The organism is Parafannyhessea sp. (assembly GCF_051876455.1).
Classification (GTDB): domain Bacteria; phylum Actinomycetota; class Coriobacteriia; order Coriobacteriales; family Atopobiaceae; genus Parafannyhessea.
Window position 1 is genome coordinate 11,879 of sequence record NZ_JBJEHW010000001.1, and the last position, 18,481, is coordinate 30,359.

Genomic DNA, 18,481 nt, shown 5'->3' on the forward strand with positions numbered 1-18,481 from the left:
GTCAAATGGCTGAAAAGCACGTGTACAAATTCGGCGTTGACGAAAACGGTAACAACGTTACCGAAGTCGCCGGCAAGACCGTTGACGAGGCCAAGTGGATCACTGGCGGCAAGGGCGCGAACCTTGCAGAGATGGCAAACATCGGCCTTCCTGTCCCTCCGGGATTCACCATCACCTGCCAGACCTGCGTTGCATATTCCAGCGCTGGCAATGTGTGGCCTGACGGCGTTCTCGACGAGATCGACGTATACCGCAAGGACCTCGAGAAGCGCATGGGCAAGAAGCTCGGCGACAAGGACGACCCTCTGCTCGTCTCCGTCCGCTCCGGCGCGCCCTTCTCCATGCCTGGCATGATGGACACCGTCCTCAACCTGGGCCTCAACGATGACTCCGTCCAGGGCCTCATCAAGAAGACGAACAACGAGCGCTTCGGCTGGGATTCCTACCGTCGTTTCGTTCAGATGTTCTCCGACGTCGTCATGGGTGTTGATGGCCAGCTCTTCGAGGACGCCATCAACGAGAAGAAGGAGGAGAAGGGCGTAAAGCTCGATACCGAGCTCACCGCTGAGGACCTTAAGGACCTCACCGCGACCTTCAAGGAAATCTTCGCCAAGAACGTCGACTCCCAGGCTCACCCCGAGGTTGCGCCGAACGGCGTGGCAGAGTTCCCGCAGGATCCTTACCTGCAGCTTCGCCTTGCCGAGCAGGCCGTCTTCGGATCCTGGAACACACCGCGCGCAATCCTGTACCGCAAGCAGAACAAGATCGACGACACGCTCGGTACCGCCGTCAACGTGCAGGTCATGGTCTTCGGCAACATGGGCTCGACTTCCGCCACCGGCGTTGCCTTCACGCGTAACCCCGCCGACGGCACGAACGAGCGCTATGGCGACTTCCTCGTGAACGCACAGGGCGAGGACGTCGTCGCAGGCATCCGCAACACGGAACCCATCGCCGATCTTCCCAAGACTCCTGGCCTCGAGCAGGCCGGCAAGGACCTCTACCGCGTCTTCGAGATTCTCGAGGATCACTACGCGGACATGATGGACCTCGAGTTCACCATTCAGGAGGGCAAGCTCTGGATGCTGCAGACGCGTGTCGGCAAGCGCACCGCGCTCTCCGCACTGAAGGTCGCCATGCAGATGGTCGACGAGGGCCGCATCAGCAAGGAGCAGGCGATCATGCGCGTCGCTCCCGCGCAGCTCGACCAGCTTCTGCACCCGCAGTTCGACCCGAAGGCGAAGCTCGACGTCGTTGCCAAGGGCATGAACGCCAGCCCTGGCGCCGCCGTGGGCGCCGTCGTGTTCTCCTCTGACGCCGCCGTTCACTATCACAACATCGAGAAGCCCTGCATCCTCGTCCGTTGGGAGACCACCCCTGACGACCTCAAGGGCATGGTGGCCGCCGAGGGCATCCTCACGTCCCACGGTGGAAAGACCTCTCACGCGGCCGTCATCGCCCGCGGCATGGGCGCCCCCTGCGTCTGTGGTGCCGAGGCACTCAAGATTGACGCGAAGGCCAAGGAGTGCGCCATCACCGGCACCGACATCGTCCTGCACGAGGGCGACGTCATCTCCATCAACGGCACCACTGGTGACGTCATCCTGGGCGAGGTGCCTCTGGTTCGCCCGGAGCTCACCGGCGACCTCGAGACCATCCTCGAGTGGGCCGACGACGTCCGTCACGACGCCTCTCGTGGCCGTCTGTTCGGCGTCCGCGCCAATGCGGACAACCCCGCAGACGCGAAGCTGTCCCGTGACTTCGGCGCCGAGGGCATTGGCCTTGACCGTACCGAGCACATGTTCCTGGGCGACCGCAAGCAGATCATCCAGACCTTCATCCTCGCCGACCGCACCGGCGACAAACAGACCGCACTTGGCCAGCTTCTGAAGGCCCAGACCGACGACTTCCTCGGAATGTTCGAGGCCATGGACGGCAAGACCGTCATCGTCCGTCTCCTCGACCCGCCTCTGCACGAGTTCCTGGACAACCCGCGCGACTACGCCGTTGCCCTTGCTCACGCCGAGGACCGTGGCGAGAACGAGACGCAGCTCAAGGCACGTCGTGACATGCTTGCTCGTCTGGACTCCTTCCAGGAGGCCAACCCGATGCTTGGCCTGCGTGGCTGCCGTCTGGGCATCGTGTACCCCGAGCTTACCGAGATGCAGGTTCGTGCCATCGCGGGCGCCGCGGCGCACCTCAAGAAGCGTGGCCTCGACCCGAGGCCCGAGATCATGGTGCCGCTGGTTGGTACCTGGCAGGAGCTCAAGGTCGAGCGCGACCAGATTGAGGAGACCATCGCGTCCGTCTCCGAGCAGACTGGTGTCGACCTTGACATCCCCGTCGGCTGCATGATCGAGATCCCGCGTGCTGCCGTCACCGCCGACGAGATCGGCAAGTACGCCGACTTCTTCAGCTTCGGCACCAACGACCTCACGCAGATGGGCTTCGGCTACTCTCGCGACGACGTCGAGGGCGCATTCGTTCCTCTGTACCTCAAGAAGAAGATTCTGAAGTCCAACCCGTTCGAGACGCTCGACTACGGCATCGCCAAGCTCGTCAAGATGGGCGTCGAGGGCGGCCACGAGGCCAACGACAAGATCGTCTGCGGCGTCTGCGGTGAGACCGGCGGCGATCCGGACTCCATCCAGATGTACTACGACCTTGGTCTTGACTATGTCTCCTGCTCGCCGTACCGCGTGCCCATCGCGCGTCTTGCCGGCGCACAGGCGAAGATCAACTCCAACGGCGGCCCCAAGAAGATCGGGGAGTAGCCTGAGAGCTGTCTAAGCCTACTGTTTGGTTTAGAGTGGGGGAGAAGGACAACGGTCCTTCTCCCCCTCTTGCATATTTCGCAAAGGTTCCGAGGTCGGTATCCAGGAGGAAAGATGGACGTCTGCATGCGCACGGAGCTCGAGAGGCGCGAGCATGAGATCCTTTCGCCGAAGGCCTCTTTTGCGGACTCGTCCCTCGGCAGGGGAAAGCCGGAGCCGGCAGACCCGCTTAGGACCTGCTATCAGCGCGACAGGGACAGAATCCTCCACAGCAAGAGCTTCAGGCGCCTCGCGAACAAGACGCAGGTCTTCCTGGCGCCGGAGGGCGACCACTATCGGACGAGGCTCACGCACACGCTCGAGGTTGCCCAGATCGCGCGGGACATCGCTCGCCCGCTCAGGCTCAACGAGGACCTGACGGAAGCGATAGCACTGGGCCATGACCTTGGCCACACGCCCTTTGGGCATGCGGGGGAGCGGGCGCTCAGACGGGCTATGGCCCGGCACCTGGGCATCGACCCACGGTCAGATACCGCGAGCGGTCTCTTCAGGCACAACGAGCAGAGCGTGCGCGTCACCGAGCTCTACGAGAGGGATGGTCGTGGCCTCAACCTCAGCCTGGAGGTGCTCGATGGCATGCGGTGTCACGCGGGAAGTCTGCATGCCCGTACGCTCGAGGGGAGGATCGTGGCTCGGGCCGACAGGATCGCATACGTCACCCACGACATCGACGATGCAGAGCGCGCAGGCCTGTTGACCGAAGAGATGCTTCCCATAAGATGCAGGGAGGTGCTGGGAGGTTCCTCCTCGGAGCGCATCGCGACGATGGTTCATGACGCCGTGTCCACCAGCGCAGCCGCTGGGGACATCGAGATGTCAGACAAGGTCTGGGGCGCGCTCATGGGAATGCGCGCGTTTCTCTTCTCGAACCTCTACAAGACGGGAGACGCAAAGTCCGAGGAGCCGAAGGCAGAGCATGTCGTGGAGGCACTCTTCGACTATTACGCCAACCATCTTGGGGAGCTCCCTTCGGAGTACGAGACCTGCGACGCACCCGACGAGGTGCGAGTGGCCGACTACATCAGCTCCATGACGGATCGCTTCGCAATCCGGAGGTACCAGGACCTGTTCGTTCCACGCGCGTGGGGACTGAGGTAGGGTAGAGGCGCGCCGTGGGCGCATGAGAGCCGGTGTGTGAAATAGTTTTGACGCGAACCAAGAGCTTGCTGGACCGCGTTCCGAGGGATATACTCCTACCTTGTGTGTAAACCTATGTGCCGCGCACACGGCGACGGCACCTCTAGAGACGAGGAAACTATGGACTACATTCGCGCCATCGAGCGTCAGCAGATCCGTGAGGACATCCCTCAGGTCCGCGTGGGCGACAACGTCAAGGTTCACTACCGCATCAAGGAGGGTGACCGCGAGCGCATCCAGGTCTTCCAGGGCGACGTCATCCGCATGAGCGGTGCCAGCTCCCGCGAGACCTTCACCGTCCGCAAGATCAGCTTCGGCGTCGGTGTCGAGCGCACCTTCCCCCTGCACAGCCCCAAGATCGCAAAGCTCGAGGTCGTGCGTCACGGCGACGTCAACCGCGCAAAGCTCTACTATCTGCGCGACCGCGTCGGCAAGGCAGCTCGCATCCGCGAGAAGCGCTAGGCCTTTCCATAGGCACACTTTGGCGGCACCCTCGCGGTGTCGCCTTTTTTATAGGGAGAGAACATGACGCAGGCATCTCGTCCGGCAAGTGCAAGGGAAGTCGCGGCCAGACTCCACGACGCGAGCCTGGACGAGATTGACGAGCTGGCGCGGCGATACTCAGAGGATCCCCGCAAGCAGGTCCAGCACGCCGTGCAATCCGCGCTGAGGAGGAAGCATCGCGAGGAGGCCGAGATCGCTCGAGTGGACGGCATGTACGAGCTTCAGGCTGAGCTCGGGGGCGATGGCGTCGTGCTGGGTGTTGACGAGGTGGGTCGCGGAGCGATAGCTGGGCCTCTGACAGTCTGTGCGGTCGCGCTTCCAAAGGAGCCGAGGATATACGGCCTTAACGACTCCAAGCAGCTCTCTCCAGAGCGGCGCGAGGTGCTTGCGGCGAGGATTGCCGAGGTTGCGACGGCCATCGGAATAGCACACGTCGAGCCGGCGTCAATCGATGCTGTGGGAATGGCAACGGCGCTACGCATGGCGATGTCCGGCGCGATAGAGGATTCGGGCGTCGACCCAGACTGCGTACTCATCGACGGTAACCCCGTTCACGTTCACCCAAGGGAGAAGACCTTGGTCAAGGGCGATGCGCGCATTGCCTGCATTGCCGCCGCATCCATAGTCGCCAAGGTGACGAGGGATGCAATCATGGTGGCGTACGACTCGGAGTATCCCGAGTACCACCTTGCCGAATGCAAGGGCTATGGCTCGCCGTCGCACATTGACGCAATCAAGAGGCTTGGGCTGACCCCGATCCACAGGGTGTCGTTTTGTGGGAATTTCTTGGAGACCCCCAGGCTCTTCTCATAAGAATGTGAATCATAAGATTTTTTCGCGCACCAATCACGTGCGACGTTGAGGGCTCGTGCGCGAAGCCAACGTCGTTGTAAAGTTCCGCGCAAGGCATGGGGGAGATAGCGTAAAGGCCCTTGAGGGAAGCTCGAAAGCCCATAGGAGAGGCTGGGAGGTTCCCATGAGCGAAGACGAGATCTACGGAGCACAACAGGCGGGATATGACGACTCCGGGTATGCCGGAGCGGCTGTGGAGGAAGGCGGGCCGGAATCAACCCCCATGTCGCGAGCCCAATCGGGATGTGGCTGCCCCAACGGCGCCAACGAATGCGCTCCCGAGCCGCCAGCGTCGGACAGGCCGGTTGACCAGCTAACGCCTAAGGAGCTTGGCCAGGAAGGCGAAAAGATCGCGGGTACGTATCTAACGCACAGGGGCTACGAGGTCATCGACAGGAACTGGAGTTGCTCGGACGGAGAAATCGACATAGTCGCAAGGACTTTGGACGAGGATGGGCACGACGTGCATGTCCTCGTTGAGGTGAAGACGCGGCTTGCCCTAGGAATCGACAAGGAGCTGATACCCGAGCTTGCCGTGGACCGGACGAAGCAGGAGAAGTACAGGAGACTCGCGCTGAGATATCTGTATGACCATCCAGGGGTATTTAATATACGCTTTGACGTCATCGCCGTGAACATCGTCGGGATGCACTTGGCAAGGCTTCGCCATCTCTGCGGAGCGTTCGAGTGGGACCAGTGATGGATGATGGGTGCTTCGCCTTGTCTCGTGGTGCACAGCGCAACCTTGCGTGGCATGGAAGCGCTTCCCGTCGACCTCGAGATCGCGACTTCGAACGGGATTCCTGGGATTGCGATTGTGGGGATGCCCGACTCTAATGTGCTGGAGTCGCGCTCCAGAGTCCGGTGCGCAATTAGGGCGTCTGGACTAAAGATGCCGAGACTCAGGTTCACGGTCAACCTGTCGCCAGGCGAGCTGAGGAAGACTGGGACCGGTTTCGACCTCCCACTTGCCGTTGCGATACTTGCCACAACCTCGCAGATCCCCTCTCGTGGTATCGAGGGTTGCCTGTTCGTGGGGGAGCTTGCCCTTGACGGTTCCGTCAATCCCGTGCGGGGGATGGTCGCCTATGAGCGGCTAGCCGAGAGGCTTGGGATGAGACTCGTCGGATCTGGAACGAACGAACTCTATGGCTCAAGCAACTTCTTGGACCTAGAGTCCCTGGCCGAAATCGTGCGTGGAATTGGATCGCTGCCAACAGTGCCCAGAAGGGCTCCCGACTTCGTGGATTGCCAAAGCACGCCCGACATGGACTTTTCTGACGTGGTTGATCAGGAATCCGCAAAGCGCGCAATGGTCATATCGGCGACGGGCAGGCATGGGTTGCTCATGATTGGGCCTCCGGGCTCAGGGAAGACGATGCTCGCAAAGAGAATGCCTACGATTCTTCCACCGTTGACAAGAGAGGAAGGGGAGGAAGCCATGCTCGTGAACTCGGTAGCAGGACTGGATGTCACGGACATTGCCGCTGGGAAGAGACCATTCAGATCCCCGCACCACTCGATTTCGATGGCAGGAATGATTGGCGGGGGGAGTCCGGTTCGACCTGGGGAGGTGTCACTTTCGCATGAGGGCGTCCTGTTTCTGGACGAGTTGCCAGAATTCTCTTCCAACGTCCTGCAATCGCTGAGGCAGCCCTTCGAGGAGCACGAGGTGAGACTCGTTCGTGCGGACGGGCTTTATCGTTTCCCCTGCAACTTCATGTTCCTTGCCGCCTCCAACCCATGCCCATGTGGATACCTTGGCGACGATCGTCACCAATGCAAGTGCACGCCAGCGAAGATCACGCAGTACCAGTCACGTATTGGTGGCCCGCTGAACGACAGAATCGACCTCCACGTCTTCGTAAGCCGTCCCGACTCTCGGAAGGTGGTATCCGGCGAGGAGGGGATGAGCTCGGAGGAGATGCGACGACAGGTCCAGACAGGCAGGGAGTTCAGAGACTGGAGGATGCGGCAGTCAGGAGAGGACGGGCTCTCCGAGCAAGGACTCGAGCCAATGCGCTTTGACGATTGCGCTCGAATCGAATTGGAAAACTTGGCGCGAAGGCTTGGCTTTGGAGGAAGGGCGATAGTCCGCGTAGGAGGAATTGCAAGGACTATAGCGGACATCGAAGAGAGAGATTTCGTAACGAGAGAAGACGTTCTAGAGGCATGCGCCTACAGGGACAGGAGGGAAGGGTGACAAGTGAATCGTTTGAGCTCAGTCGCAAACATGACAGCTATCCCAAGTCATTGGAAGACCTTCCACATCCTCCTGAGACTATCTACGGAATTGGCAATCCGGAGGCGCTGCACCTTCCGAGCATTGCCATAGTTGGCTCAAGACGCGCAACGCCTTACGGCATGGCGGTCGCCGAGATTGCGGGTAGGGTTGCCGCGGAAAGCGGGCTTGCCGTCATATCTGGAGGAGCGCTTGGATGCGACTCGGCGGCCTCCAGGGCCGCGTTGGATGCTGGGGGAACATCGATCATCGTATCTGGTTGTGGAGCAGACGTCATCTATCCGCAGACGTCGAGCGACGTGTTCCAGAGGTCGATAGAGCGCGATGGGGCTGTTGTCTCCATCGAGAATTGGGGGGCGCCTCCGAGACGTTACGCCTTCCCGAAGAGAAACGGAGTAATTGCCGCTCTATCGAGGGCGACACTCGTAATCGAGGCGGGGAAGAAGTCTGGAACGATGAGCACGGCGGAGATGGCATCGCAACTCGGAAGGATGCTCTATGCCGTACCGGGCTCGATATTCTCGCCGCAGTCCGTGGGGACGAACGAGCTCATATCGGATGGCGCGAGCATCATCTGCTCCGAACGCGATCTTGAAATGTGCATTGCCCTGGACTACGACAAGCTCAGGCTTACAGAAGACCCCGACAATTCAGAGATGGGCAGGGTCATGTCTGCCTTGGTTGCCTCTCCGACTCGCGCGGACGAGCTTGCTAACAGGCTCGGGGACAGCGTAATCACCATACTCGGCACGCTATCCGACTACGAGGCGAGAGGCATGGTGATCCGATTGCCAGACGGGAGGTACTCTCCCTCGGAAGAATTTTTCAATACGTCCGATAGAATGGTCGTTAGGAAATAGCGAAGAGGGGGATCAGTTGGCTGAGAGTGTTACCGTCATCGGTGGAGGGCTGGCAGGCAGCGAGTGTGCACTGCAGCTCTCAGCGAGAGGACTGCACGTGACATTGGTCGAGCAGCGTCCCGTGGCCAGCACGGCGGCCCACCACACCGACGGCTTTGCAGAGCTCGTCTGCTCGAACTCGTTGAAGTCCACAAGGCACGACAGCGCCGCGGGACTTCTTAAGGAAGAGCTCGCAAAGATGGGGTCGAAACTCCTTGCCTTTGCACGGGAAGCGGCCGTGCCGGCTGGCGGGGCGTTGGCCGTTGACAGAAAGATGTTCTCCGGTCTTGTCGGAGAGGCGATATCGCGTGACGAGAACATCGAGGTGCAGCGCAGGGTCCAGACCGCCCTCCCAGATGGCCCCGCAGTTATAGCCGCAGGACCACTTTGCGGGGACGAGCTTTTCTCGGCAATAGCCGAGAAGGTCGGCGGAGAGTCGCTTTCGTTCTACGACGCTGCAGCCCCAATAGTTGACGCGCAGACGCTTGACAGAAGCGTCGTATTCTCACAGTCGCGCTACGACGAAACGGGTAGGGGAGACTATCTCAACTGCCCGATGGACAGGGATGAGTACGATGCGTTCTACGACGCACTCGTTGACGCAAAGAGGGTCGTCTCCAAGGAGTTCGAGCAGAGCGACCTCTTTAACGCTTGTCAACCAGTTGAGGAAGTCGCGAGGACGGGTCGCGATTCCCTGAGGTTCGGAGCGCTCAAGCCGGTAGGCCTCGAGGACCCCAGGACGGGGAGAAGGCCCTGGGCGGCGGTACAGCTTCGATCGGAGAACGCGTCCAACACGGCATACAATCTCGTTGGATTCCAGACGAACCTAACCTGGGGCGAACAGAAGCGCGTGTTCAGAATGATCCCGGGCCTTGAGAACGCAGACTTCTTCCGATATGGAGTCATGCACAGAAACTCCTTTGTCGATTCCCCCAGAGTCCTGGACAAGACGTTCGCGATTCCTGGCACTGGCGTGAGGCTCGCGGGACAGATTACGGGTACCGAGGGCTATACAGAGGCCATAGCATCAGGCCTTCTTGCCGCGCTCAACACCTATGCCGAGCTACGAGATCTTCCGGCAGTCAGCCTTCCCGAGACCAGTGCTTTTGGCTCGCTCGTCTCGTATGCCACAAACCCGGACACGTATCCCTACCAGCCGATGCATGTGAACTTCGGCCTCGTGCCGCCAATCGAGGGAAAGAGGATGAAGAAAAGGGAGCGATACCAGGCCTATGCAGACAGGGCCTCTTGCGACATGGACAGGTATCTTGAATCGAGACGAGATCTCTTCCCTGGTGAACAAAGTGGGAGAGACTAATCCTGGCACCGAGAAGTCCCTCGGTCTTTTCAAGGGATATATCGAGTCGTTCCTGAGAAGCAATCGTGGAGCAAGGCTCTTCTCCTCGAATACAGTTCGCGCGTATGCGAGTGACCTCGACTCATACGTCAGGTGGCTGGAGCGAAGCGGCGTCGACCCATTGACAGTAAGCCATACGCAACTTCGCGGGTACCTCGCCGACATGAATATGGCGGGATACTCTACGTCCACAATGAATCGCCGGCTCTCCGCCGTACGTGACCTATACAAATGGCTACTTGACGAAGGGATAGCAGAACAGGATTCAGCAGCGGCGATTGCAAGCCCGAAGCGGGCCAAGTCGCTTCCGAAGACCCTGACGGAGTCAGAGGCAGAGGCGATATTGGGCGTATGCGGAGGGACTGACGTCCGTGACATGCGGGACAGGGCGTTTCTGGAACTTCTCTATGCAACCGGAGCAAGAATTTCAGAGATATCTTCGCTTGATGTGGGCGACGTCGACCTGTCACAAAGGCAGGTCAGGCTCTTTGGAAAGGGAAGCAAGGTACGAATCGTTCCCATCTACAAGCTCGCATGCGAACGAGTCGCGAACTACGTACGGGATGCCCGACCAATCCTCAGCGCAAAATCCGCGAGAGAGCACGAGCACGCCCTCTTCCTTTCGACGAGGGGCAACCGAATGAGCGCCGACGCCCTACGAACGGTATTCGAAAGACGAGCTACAGAGTCGGGGATTGGAAGACGCGTGACGCCACATGCGATGAGGCACACATTTGCGACGGAGCTTCTTGCCGGAGGTGCCGACCTCAGGAGCGTCCAAACACTTCTAGGCCACTCAGACCTGTCAACGACGCAGATTTATACGCATCTGACAATCGATAGGATGAAGGCCGCGGCAAGGCAGGCACATCCAAGGTCTGAATAAACCTCGCGACTTCCCACCTTCCTTCATTTGTGGATGATGGGCGAAGAATCCTGCAAACCTTGTGGAGTGGCATCGATTTGTCCATCGCGTGGTTTTAGTCGTAACACCCTGTTATAATTCCTTCTTGCTGTGCGACCGTGCAGCATTAATTCACACGTGTGACGACTCGTCGGCCACGGTGCCTGAGATGTGAGCCGCATTTCAGGTGGCACGTACGGGGTTGATATCACACGGAGGACCAACCAATGGAGGTTTTAGGAATGGCTGTTAAGATCAACATCCGTACCCTGCTCGAGGCTGGTTGCCACTATGGCCACCAGACGCGTCGTTGGAACCCGAAGATGAAGCCCTACATCTTCGGCGAGCGCAACGGCATCTACATTCTTGACCTCAAGCAGACGGTTCTCGACGCCGATAAGGCGTATACGTTCCTGAAGGAGACGGCTGCCAAGGGCGGTCGCATCCTCTTCGTCGGCACCAAGAAGCAGGCTCAGGAGCCGATTGCCACTCAGGCAGAGCGTTGCGGCATGCCCTACATCAACCAGCGTTGGCTCGGCGGCATGCTCACCAACTTCGTCACCATGCGTTCCCGCATCGACCGCATGGAGGAGCTCGAGTCCATGGTGGAGGACGGCCGTATGGCTCTTCTCCCCAAGAAGGAGCAGGCAGTCCTGACGAAGGAGCTCGACAAGCTTCAGCGCAACCTCGGTGGAGCTCGTGACCTTCACGCACTTCCCCAGGCAATCTTCGTGGTCGACAGCAAGCGTGAGGAGATTGCCATCCGCGAGGCAAACCGCCTCCACATCCCCGTCGTCGCCCTTCTCGACACCAACTCCGACCCGGACGTCGTCGACTACGGCATTCCCGCGAACGATGACGCCATCCGTTCCGTCAACCTTATGTGCGAGCTTGTTGCCGACGCCATCCTTGCGGGCACTGGCAAGGAGCAGATTTCTGTCGAGGAGATGGCCTCCGGCGAGACCACTCCCGCAGTCGAGACCCCTGCAGCTGAGTAGGCTTCTTTAAAGTAGAGACAAAGGAGTGCATACCATGGCAACCAAGATTACCGCTGCTCTCGTAAAGCAGCTTCGCGAGATGACCGACTCCCCGATGATGGAGTGCAAGAAGGCTCTCGTCGAGGCCGACGGCGACATCGACAAGGCCGTCGACGTCCTCCGCAAGATGGGCGTCGCTAAGGCCGTCAAGCGCGCTGGCCGCGAGACCAACGAGGGCACCGTCGCTGCGTATCTCTCTGACGACGCCAAGACCGGTGCTCTTCTCGAGCTCACCTGCGAGACCGACTTCGTCGGCACCAACCCGAAGTTCGTCGGCTTTGCAAACGACCTCGCTAAGGTTGTTGCAGAGAACGATCCCGCCGATGTCGAGGCTCTCAAGGCCTGCAGCATGGGCGAGCACACCGTTGCTGACGAGCTCACCGAGATGATTCACGTCATTGGCGAGAACATGAAGATCGCCCGCTTCAAGCGCATTGTCGCCGAGGACGGTTCTCTCGCGAAGTACGTCCACCACAACGGCAAGCTCGCTGACATCGTCGCGTTCACGTACGGCAAGGCCGAGACGGGCTCCAACGAGGAGTTCAAGAGCTTCGCGCACGACGTTGCGATGCAGGTCGCTGCTGCCAACCCCGTCGCTGCACGTCGCGAGGACGTTCCTGCGGACGTTCTCGAGCACGAGAAGGGCATTTACATGGCCCAGGCTGCCGAGTCCGGCAAGCCCGAGTTCATCCAGGAGAAGATCGCCCTCGGCAAGCTCGAGAAGTTCTACAAGGAGAATTGCCTCACCGAGCAGGAGTCCATCAAGGAGTCCGGCGTCACCATCAACGAGCTCGCCAAGAAGGTCTCCAAGAACGTGGGCGACGACATCAAGGTCGTGAAGTTCGTTCGCTTCGCTTTCGGCGAGTAGTTACAAGTTTTTGCCAAGATTGGGAGCCGGCGTTCAAGCGTCGGCTCCTTTCATATGTCGCGTCACCACAGGTTACCTATTGGATGCGTGTCTCTATTGACGCTTTGCTAAAATCTAACAAGCGGGGCGCGGCACGTGCAGACGCACCTCGAACAACGACTGGAGGCCTGGATTGTCCGATTACAAGTACAAGCGCGTTCTCCTGAAGCTTTCGGGCGAGGCACTCATGGGATCCAAGGATTTCGGCATCGACCCCGAGGTTCCCAAGAGAATCGCAAAGGAGCTGAAGCCAGCGTATGACGCTGGGCTCCAGATTGCCGTCGTCGTGGGCGGCGGGAACATCTTTCGTGGTCTCTCCGGGGCGGCAGCGGGGATGGATCGCGCCCAGGGCGATAACATGGGCATGCTGGCGACCGTCATCAACTCCCTTGCGCTACAGGACACGTTCGAGCACAACGGAATGGTATGCAGGGTCATGAGCGCCATCGAGATGCATCAGGTCTCCGAGACGTACATCAGAAGGAGGGCGATACGGCACCTGGAAAAGGGTCGCATCACCATCTTTGCGGCCGGAACGGGCAACCCGTATTTCACAACCGATACGGCTGCAGCACTCAGGGCTTGCGAGATTGGCGCCGAGGTGCTCATGAAGGCGACCAAGGTCGATGGCATTTATGACAGTGACCCCATGAAGAACCCGAATGCCAAGAAGTTCGACACCATTACCTATATGGATGTCCTTAACAGGGATCTCCATGTCATGGATGCTACGGCAACGGCGCTCTGCCATGACAACCACATGCCGATCATGGTTTTCAACCTTGATGGAGATGGGATTTTCGACCGTGCGCTTCGCGGCGAGAACGTAGGAACCACCGTCGTAGACGAGTAGGAGAGAGACATGAGCACCTTCACAGACTCTGCAAAGAAGAGCATGAACAAATCGATTGACGCACTGAAGTTCAACTTCAGCAAGGTCCGCACGGGCCGCGCGAACGCACACGTGCTCGATGGCATCAGCGTCGAGTATTACGGCCAGCCCACGCCCATTACGCAGCTCGCCGGCGTCAAGGTCCCCGAAGCGTCGATGCTTGTGATCGAGCCGTGGGACAAGACGGCCCTCAAGGCCATCGAGAAGGCAATCGAGGCTTCCGACCTTGGCATCACCCCCTCGAACGATGGCGTTTCCATCCGCCTTCCGTTCCCCAAGCCGACGGAGGAGCGCCGCAAGGAGCTCGTGAAGGACTGCAACAAGTATGCCGAGGAGGCTCGTGTCGCCGTCCGCAACGCTCGTCGTGATGCCATACATGATGCGGAGAAGGACGAGGAGATGTCCGAGGACGACGTAAACCGCGAGAAGAAGAGCATTCAGAAGGTGACGGACGAGTACGTCGCGAAGATCGACGCACTTCTGAAGGAGAAGACCGCAGAGGTCATGGAGATCTAGCGTGCAACGTGACCTGGACAAGCTGAGGGCCTTCTACGCGGAGGCCCCTGACGACATAAGACTTTCCGACGTTGACCTCGAGCGCATCCCAAGGCATGTGTCGATAATCATGGACGGCAACGGCCGTTGGGCGCAGGCGAGGGGCCTCGACAGGTCCGAGGGGCACGTCGCGGGCGTCGACTCGCTGCGCGAAACGGTGACCACGAGCGTGAGGCTGGGACTCGACGTGCTGTCCGTGTACGCGTTCTCAACGGAGAACTGGAAGCGTCCGCAACGCGAGGTCAACCTTTTGATGCACCTGTTCGCGACGACGCTGCTGAAGGAACTCCCGCTCTTCCACCAGGAGAACGTGCGCCTGAGGTTCCTTGGCGATCTGAGCCAGCTTCCCGAGGAGACGCGCTCCGTCTTTCAGGAGGGTCTGGACGAAACCGCCGACCATGACGGCATGACGTTCGCGTTGGCCGTCAACTATGGAGCACGAAAAGAGATCGTGAAGGCCTGCAGGGAAATCAGCGAGCTCGCGAAGAGGGGGGAGCTTGATCCTGCGGACATTGACGAGGAACTCTTCTCGTCCTATCTCTACACGGCTGGACTACCCGATCCCGACCTCCTGATAAGGACGTCTGGCGAGCTACGGCTGTCAAACTATCTGCTCTGGCAGTTGGCCTACACGGAGTTCTATGTGACCGACACGTTGTGGCCCGACTTTGACCGATGGGAATTCTTGAGGGCCGTGCGTTCCTTCCAAGGGAGGAACAGGCGCTTCGGAGGTGTTACAGCAAAGTGAGCGATGAGAATATGCCGGGTCCCGAGAGCTCTTCCGAGCAGGTTAGCCAGAAATCGGACGATTTCCAGCGTGAGGACGCCCAGGTCCCGCAGGACGCGAACAATAGCGACGCAGGCGAGAAGTACGAGGAGTCCTCAGCTGAAGTTACGCCAAAGGCCGAGAAGGCCGAGCGGAGCTCCAAGGGCAAGCCCACAGCGATGCACGCCCGCGTCGTCTCTGGGGCTATATACGCACTCGGTACGGTAGCGTGCCTGTTCCTCGGTACCTGGCCGACTGCGATCCTCATTGCCGTCATGGCCTTCCTGTGCTGCTCGGAGTTCCTCAAGATGTCGCGTCGCAGCGGCAGGATGCCAAACGACGTCATCGCCCTCGTCTTCGCCGCCGTGTTCCCGTTCGCGCCGCTCTCCAACATCTCCGATGCCGAGTTCTTCGTGATATTCGCCCTGCTCGTCGTGTGCGCGTGCTGGTACGTTTCGACTCCCCGCGCGAACATGGGAGACGTCGCCCTCACGGTGTTCGGGCCCATCTACACGTCGCTTGCATTCTCGAGCATCGTGATCATCAGGGACAGCTTCCCCTCGTGGAGGGGCGCCCTTCTCACCTTCGCGGTGATGGGTTCCATCTGGCTGAGCGACTCCACGGCGTACTTCGTTGGCTCGAAGCTCGGGAAGCATAAGCTCGCGCCCAGAATCTCGCCGAACAAGACAATCGAGGGCTTCTGGGGCGGTCTCGCCGGCAGCGTCCTGGTCTGGATCATCGTCTTCCTGCTTCGCGTCTGGAACATCAACCTCGTGTATGCAATCGTGTGCGGCGTGCTCGTCAACATCGCCGCCGTCGCGGGCGACCTCTTCGAGTCTCGTCTAAAGAGGGGCGTGGGCGTGAAGGACTCCGGGAACCTCATGCCCGGCCACGGCGGCATGCTCGATCGCTCCGACTCGCTTCTCTTTGGCGGCATGACGGCATTCCTGCTGCTAAGACTTGGAGGAATCCTTTGAGTATATTCGTGAATGCGGGCGACGCACCACGGAGGCGCAGCCCGCAGCGCGTAGCGATTCTTGGTGCGTCTGGCTCCATAGGCAGCCAGACGCTTGACGTCTGCAGGCAGCATGCCGACAAGCTGGACGTCGTGGCAGTAACCGTGTATGACTCCGTCGGCTTTGCGGCGAAGGCTGCCCGCGAGTTTGGCTGCCGCTACGTCGTGATAGCGAACGAGGCCAGAAGGAACGACCCCGCGCTCGCGGAGATGCCCAAGGACGTCGAGGTCACCTTTGGCCCCAAAGCCCTCGAGGAACTCGTCCGACGTGACGACGTCGACAGCGTCGTTTCGGCGGTCGTGGGCTTCGCGGGCATCCGTGCGGGATACTCGGCCCTCAAGGCGGGCAAGGCCCTCATGTACGCGAACAAGGAGTCCCTCGTCGTCGGCGGCGACCTGCTCATGCCGCTCGTGAGGCCCGGTCAGCTCATCCCAGTCGACTCCGAGCACAGCGCCATCTACCAGTGCCTGGTGGGGGAGAAGCGGAGCGATCTTTACCGCATCTGGCTCACGTGTTCCGGCGGTCCGTTCTACGGCATGGGACGAGAAGAGCTTTCACACGTCACGGCGGCAATGGCGCTCAAGCATCCCACGTGGAGCATGGGCAGCAAGATCACGATCGACTCGGCCACGCTCATGAACAAGGGACTCGAGGTCCTCGAGGCGCATCACCTGTTCGAGGTCCCGGTCGACCAGGTCAACGTGCTCGCGCACCCGCAGAGCATGATTCACTCGATGGTCGAGTTCTCGGATGGCGTCGTGAAGGCGCAACTCGGGCCCTCGGACATGCGCATCCCCATCCAGTATGCCCTGAGCTTCCCAGAGCGCTGGGAGACCCCCAGCGAGAGGGTCGACTACAGGGACGTGCGTGACTTCAGCTTTGGCCATGCCGATGAGGACGCATTTGGCTGCCTCAGGCTTGCGAAGGTGGCGGGTCGCGCCGGCGGAACCTTGCCCTGCGTGATGAACGCCGCAAACGAGGTCGCCAACCTTGCGTTCAGGCAGGGCAGGTGCGGTTTCCTCGACATAGAGGCTATCGTGGAGGCTGTCATGGAGAAGCATGACGTCACGCCGGTGGAGTCTCTCGAGCAGCTCGAACAGCTCGATTCGCAGGCACGACGCGAGGCGCAGACGCAGCTCGAGAGGATCGCCCCTTGATGGGCGTCGTCTCCGCCGTATTCTGGGGTGTCGTGGTGCTCTCCGCCCTCGTCTTCGTGCACGAGGGCGGCCACTTTCTTGCCGCCCGCGCATGCGGCATGCGCGTGACGGAGTTCTATCTTGGCATGCCCTGCCGCATCAAAGCGAGCAGGAAGTCACGCAAGTACGGCACTGAGTTTGGCGTGACGCCCATCCTGCTGGGTGGATACACGCGAATCTGTGGCATGGAGGGCACCCGCGACGAGTTCCTTGCCAGGTGCTTCTCAATAGTGCAGCGCGAGGGCAGGGTCCTCGCAACTGACGTCGCCGCCGAGCTGGGCGTGGACATCGACCGTGCGTACGACCTCCTCGCAACGCTCTGTGACTGGGCGAGCATCCGTCCCTACTACGACCCGGAAAAGGGAGAGTCCCCAAACCAGGGCTCGTTCCCGGAGGCGTTCGAGACCCTCGCGCGTGACGCCAACATGCTCACGGAGTACGACTCCGGGCATGACTTTGCCCAGCCGGGGTCGACCACGTACGCGGAGCCACGTCCCGTCGAGGACGAGGAGTCGGCGCTTGAGGTCGAGAAGAGCCACACCTACCTCGGGAAGGGTTTTCTCAAGCGCGTGTTCACCCTGTTTGCCGGTCCGCTCGTGAACGTCGTTCTCGCCTTCGCGATCGTGACGGCCAGCCTTTCGATCGTCGGGGTGACCGCCGCCGTCAACTCAAACAAGCTCGGTGGGGTGGAGCCGGACTCATACGCCCAGAAGGCGGGACTTCGTGCGGGCGACCGCATCACGGCCATAGGCGGAGCGAGCGTGGACGACTGGACCGGCATCGTCAAGGCGCTCGACAACGTGCTCGGCACGGGCAAGGACTTCTCCGTAACGTACGCGCGTGCAGGCAAGACCCACACGGCAAACGTGGGCGTCAACGGCAAGAAGATAAAGACCTTCGGAATCGACGCAAGGTCCAAGCAGGTCAGGCTTCCGGTCTGGCAGGCGGCGAGCGCCGCCCTACAGTACGGGCACGCAGTCGCGAAGTTTGCGGTGCAGCTCATCATCCCTCAGCAAACCATGAAGACTCTGAGCAGCGCCTCGTCCGTCGTGGGGATATCGGCGGCTGCCAGCCAGGCGGCCGCAAGCGGCGCGAACGACCTTCTCCTCTTCATCGCCATGGTTTCCATGTCGCTGGGATTCATGAACCTGCTTCCCATACCACCACTCGACGGCGGAAAGATCCTGATCGAGGTCATCCAGCTTGTCGTTAGGAGGCCGCTGTCGCTTCGCACGCAGACCATCGTGAGCTACGTCGGCCTGGCGTTCTTCGCGTTCATCTTCGTGTTTGCACTCAAGAACGACATCACGCATCTTGTGTTTGGATAGATTTTCGGGACTATTGGATAGGTGATGACTCATGTCTGATGCAAGTGACGGCACC

17 protein-coding genes are annotated in these 18,481 nt (G+C 60.2%); all 17 read left to right on the forward strand.

What is annotated here, in order from left to right:
- Positions 1-5 precede the first annotated feature (5 nt).
- Positions 6-2,774, forward strand: coding sequence for a pyruvate, phosphate dikinase (gene ppdK, locus ACI38Z_RS00080; RefSeq protein WP_439788151.1), 2,769 nt, complete (start codon positions 6-8; stop codon positions 2,772-2,774).
- Between the two features lie 114 nt (positions 2,775-2,888).
- Positions 2,889-3,932 carry a deoxyguanosinetriphosphate triphosphohydrolase gene (locus tag ACI38Z_RS00085; protein ID WP_439788152.1) on the forward strand — a complete coding sequence of 348 codons (1,044 nt, stop codon included), beginning with the start codon at positions 2,889-2,891 and terminating at the stop codon, positions 3,930-3,932.
- Between the two features lie 159 nt (positions 3,933-4,091).
- A complete protein-coding gene (rplS, locus tag ACI38Z_RS00090) occupies positions 4,092-4,433 on the forward strand; it encodes a 50S ribosomal protein L19 (protein ID WP_439788153.1) in 342 nt (113 codons plus the stop codon).
- 63 nt (positions 4,434-4,496) lie between these two features.
- Positions 4,497-5,288 (forward strand): ribonuclease HII, encoded by a 792-nt coding sequence (locus ACI38Z_RS00095; RefSeq protein WP_439788154.1) that lies wholly within the window; start codon positions 4,497-4,499, stop codon positions 5,286-5,288.
- Positions 5,289-5,451: 163 nt separating this feature from the next.
- On the forward strand, positions 5,452-6,027 hold the full coding sequence (locus ACI38Z_RS00100) for a YraN family protein (protein ID WP_439788155.1): 576 nt from the start codon (positions 5,452-5,454) through the stop codon (positions 6,025-6,027).
- 6 nt (positions 6,028-6,033) lie between these two features.
- A complete protein-coding gene (locus tag ACI38Z_RS00105) occupies positions 6,034-7,530 on the forward strand; it encodes a YifB family Mg chelatase-like AAA ATPase (protein ID WP_439788166.1) in 1,497 nt (498 codons plus the stop codon).
- Entirely contained in the window at positions 7,527-8,429 is a 903-nt protein-coding gene (locus tag ACI38Z_RS00110; protein WP_439788156.1) for a DNA-processing protein DprA, read from the forward strand. Before ACI38Z_RS00105 ends, ACI38Z_RS00110 begins: the two co-directional genes overlap by 4 nt.
- Before the next feature lie 16 nt (positions 8,430-8,445).
- Positions 8,446-9,786, forward strand: a complete 1,341-nt coding sequence (trmFO, locus tag ACI38Z_RS00115) for a methylenetetrahydrofolate--tRNA-(uracil(54)-C(5))-methyltransferase (FADH(2)-oxidizing) TrmFO (protein ID WP_439788157.1) — start codon at positions 8,446-8,448, stop codon at positions 9,784-9,786.
- A complete protein-coding gene (locus ACI38Z_RS00120) occupies positions 9,737-10,711 on the forward strand; it encodes a tyrosine recombinase (protein ID WP_439788158.1) in 975 nt (324 codons plus the stop codon). Before trmFO ends, ACI38Z_RS00120 begins: the two co-directional genes overlap by 50 nt.
- Positions 10,712-10,971: 260 nt before the next feature.
- On the forward strand, positions 10,972-11,727 hold the full coding sequence (gene rpsB, locus ACI38Z_RS00125) for a 30S ribosomal protein S2 (RefSeq protein ID WP_439788159.1): 756 nt from the start codon (positions 10,972-10,974) through the stop codon (positions 11,725-11,727).
- A 34-nt stretch (positions 11,728-11,761) separates the two neighbouring features.
- Positions 11,762-12,634, forward strand: coding sequence for a translation elongation factor Ts (tsf, locus tag ACI38Z_RS00130; protein ID WP_439788160.1), 873 nt, complete (start codon positions 11,762-11,764; stop codon positions 12,632-12,634).
- Positions 12,635-12,806: 172 nt separating this feature from the next.
- Positions 12,807-13,526, forward strand: a complete 720-nt coding sequence (gene pyrH / locus ACI38Z_RS00135; protein ID WP_439788161.1) for a UMP kinase — start codon at positions 12,807-12,809, stop codon at positions 13,524-13,526.
- A 9-nt stretch (positions 13,527-13,535) separates the two neighbouring features.
- Positions 13,536-14,081 carry a ribosome recycling factor gene (frr, locus tag ACI38Z_RS00140; protein ID WP_439788162.1) on the forward strand — a complete coding sequence of 182 codons (546 nt, stop codon included), beginning with the start codon at positions 13,536-13,538 and terminating at the stop codon, positions 14,079-14,081.
- Position 14,082: 1 nt separating this feature from the next.
- Entirely contained in the window at positions 14,083-14,868 is a 786-nt protein-coding gene (locus ACI38Z_RS00145; protein ID WP_439788163.1) for an isoprenyl transferase, read from the forward strand.
- Positions 14,865-15,863 (forward strand): phosphatidate cytidylyltransferase, encoded by a 999-nt coding sequence (locus ACI38Z_RS00150; RefSeq protein WP_439788164.1) that lies wholly within the window; start codon positions 14,865-14,867, stop codon positions 15,861-15,863. Before ACI38Z_RS00145 ends, ACI38Z_RS00150 begins: the two co-directional genes overlap by 4 nt.
- A gap of 8 nt (positions 15,864-15,871) precedes the next feature.
- Positions 15,872-17,059 (forward strand): 1-deoxy-D-xylulose-5-phosphate reductoisomerase, encoded by a 1,188-nt coding sequence (gene dxr, locus ACI38Z_RS00155; protein WP_439788167.1) that lies wholly within the window; start codon positions 15,872-15,874, stop codon positions 17,057-17,059.
- Entirely contained in the window at positions 17,059-18,426 is a 1,368-nt protein-coding gene (locus ACI38Z_RS00160; RefSeq protein ID WP_439788165.1) for a M50 family metallopeptidase, read from the forward strand. Before dxr ends, ACI38Z_RS00160 begins: the two co-directional genes overlap by 1 nt.
- The last annotated feature ends 55 nt before the right edge of the window (positions 18,427-18,481 follow it).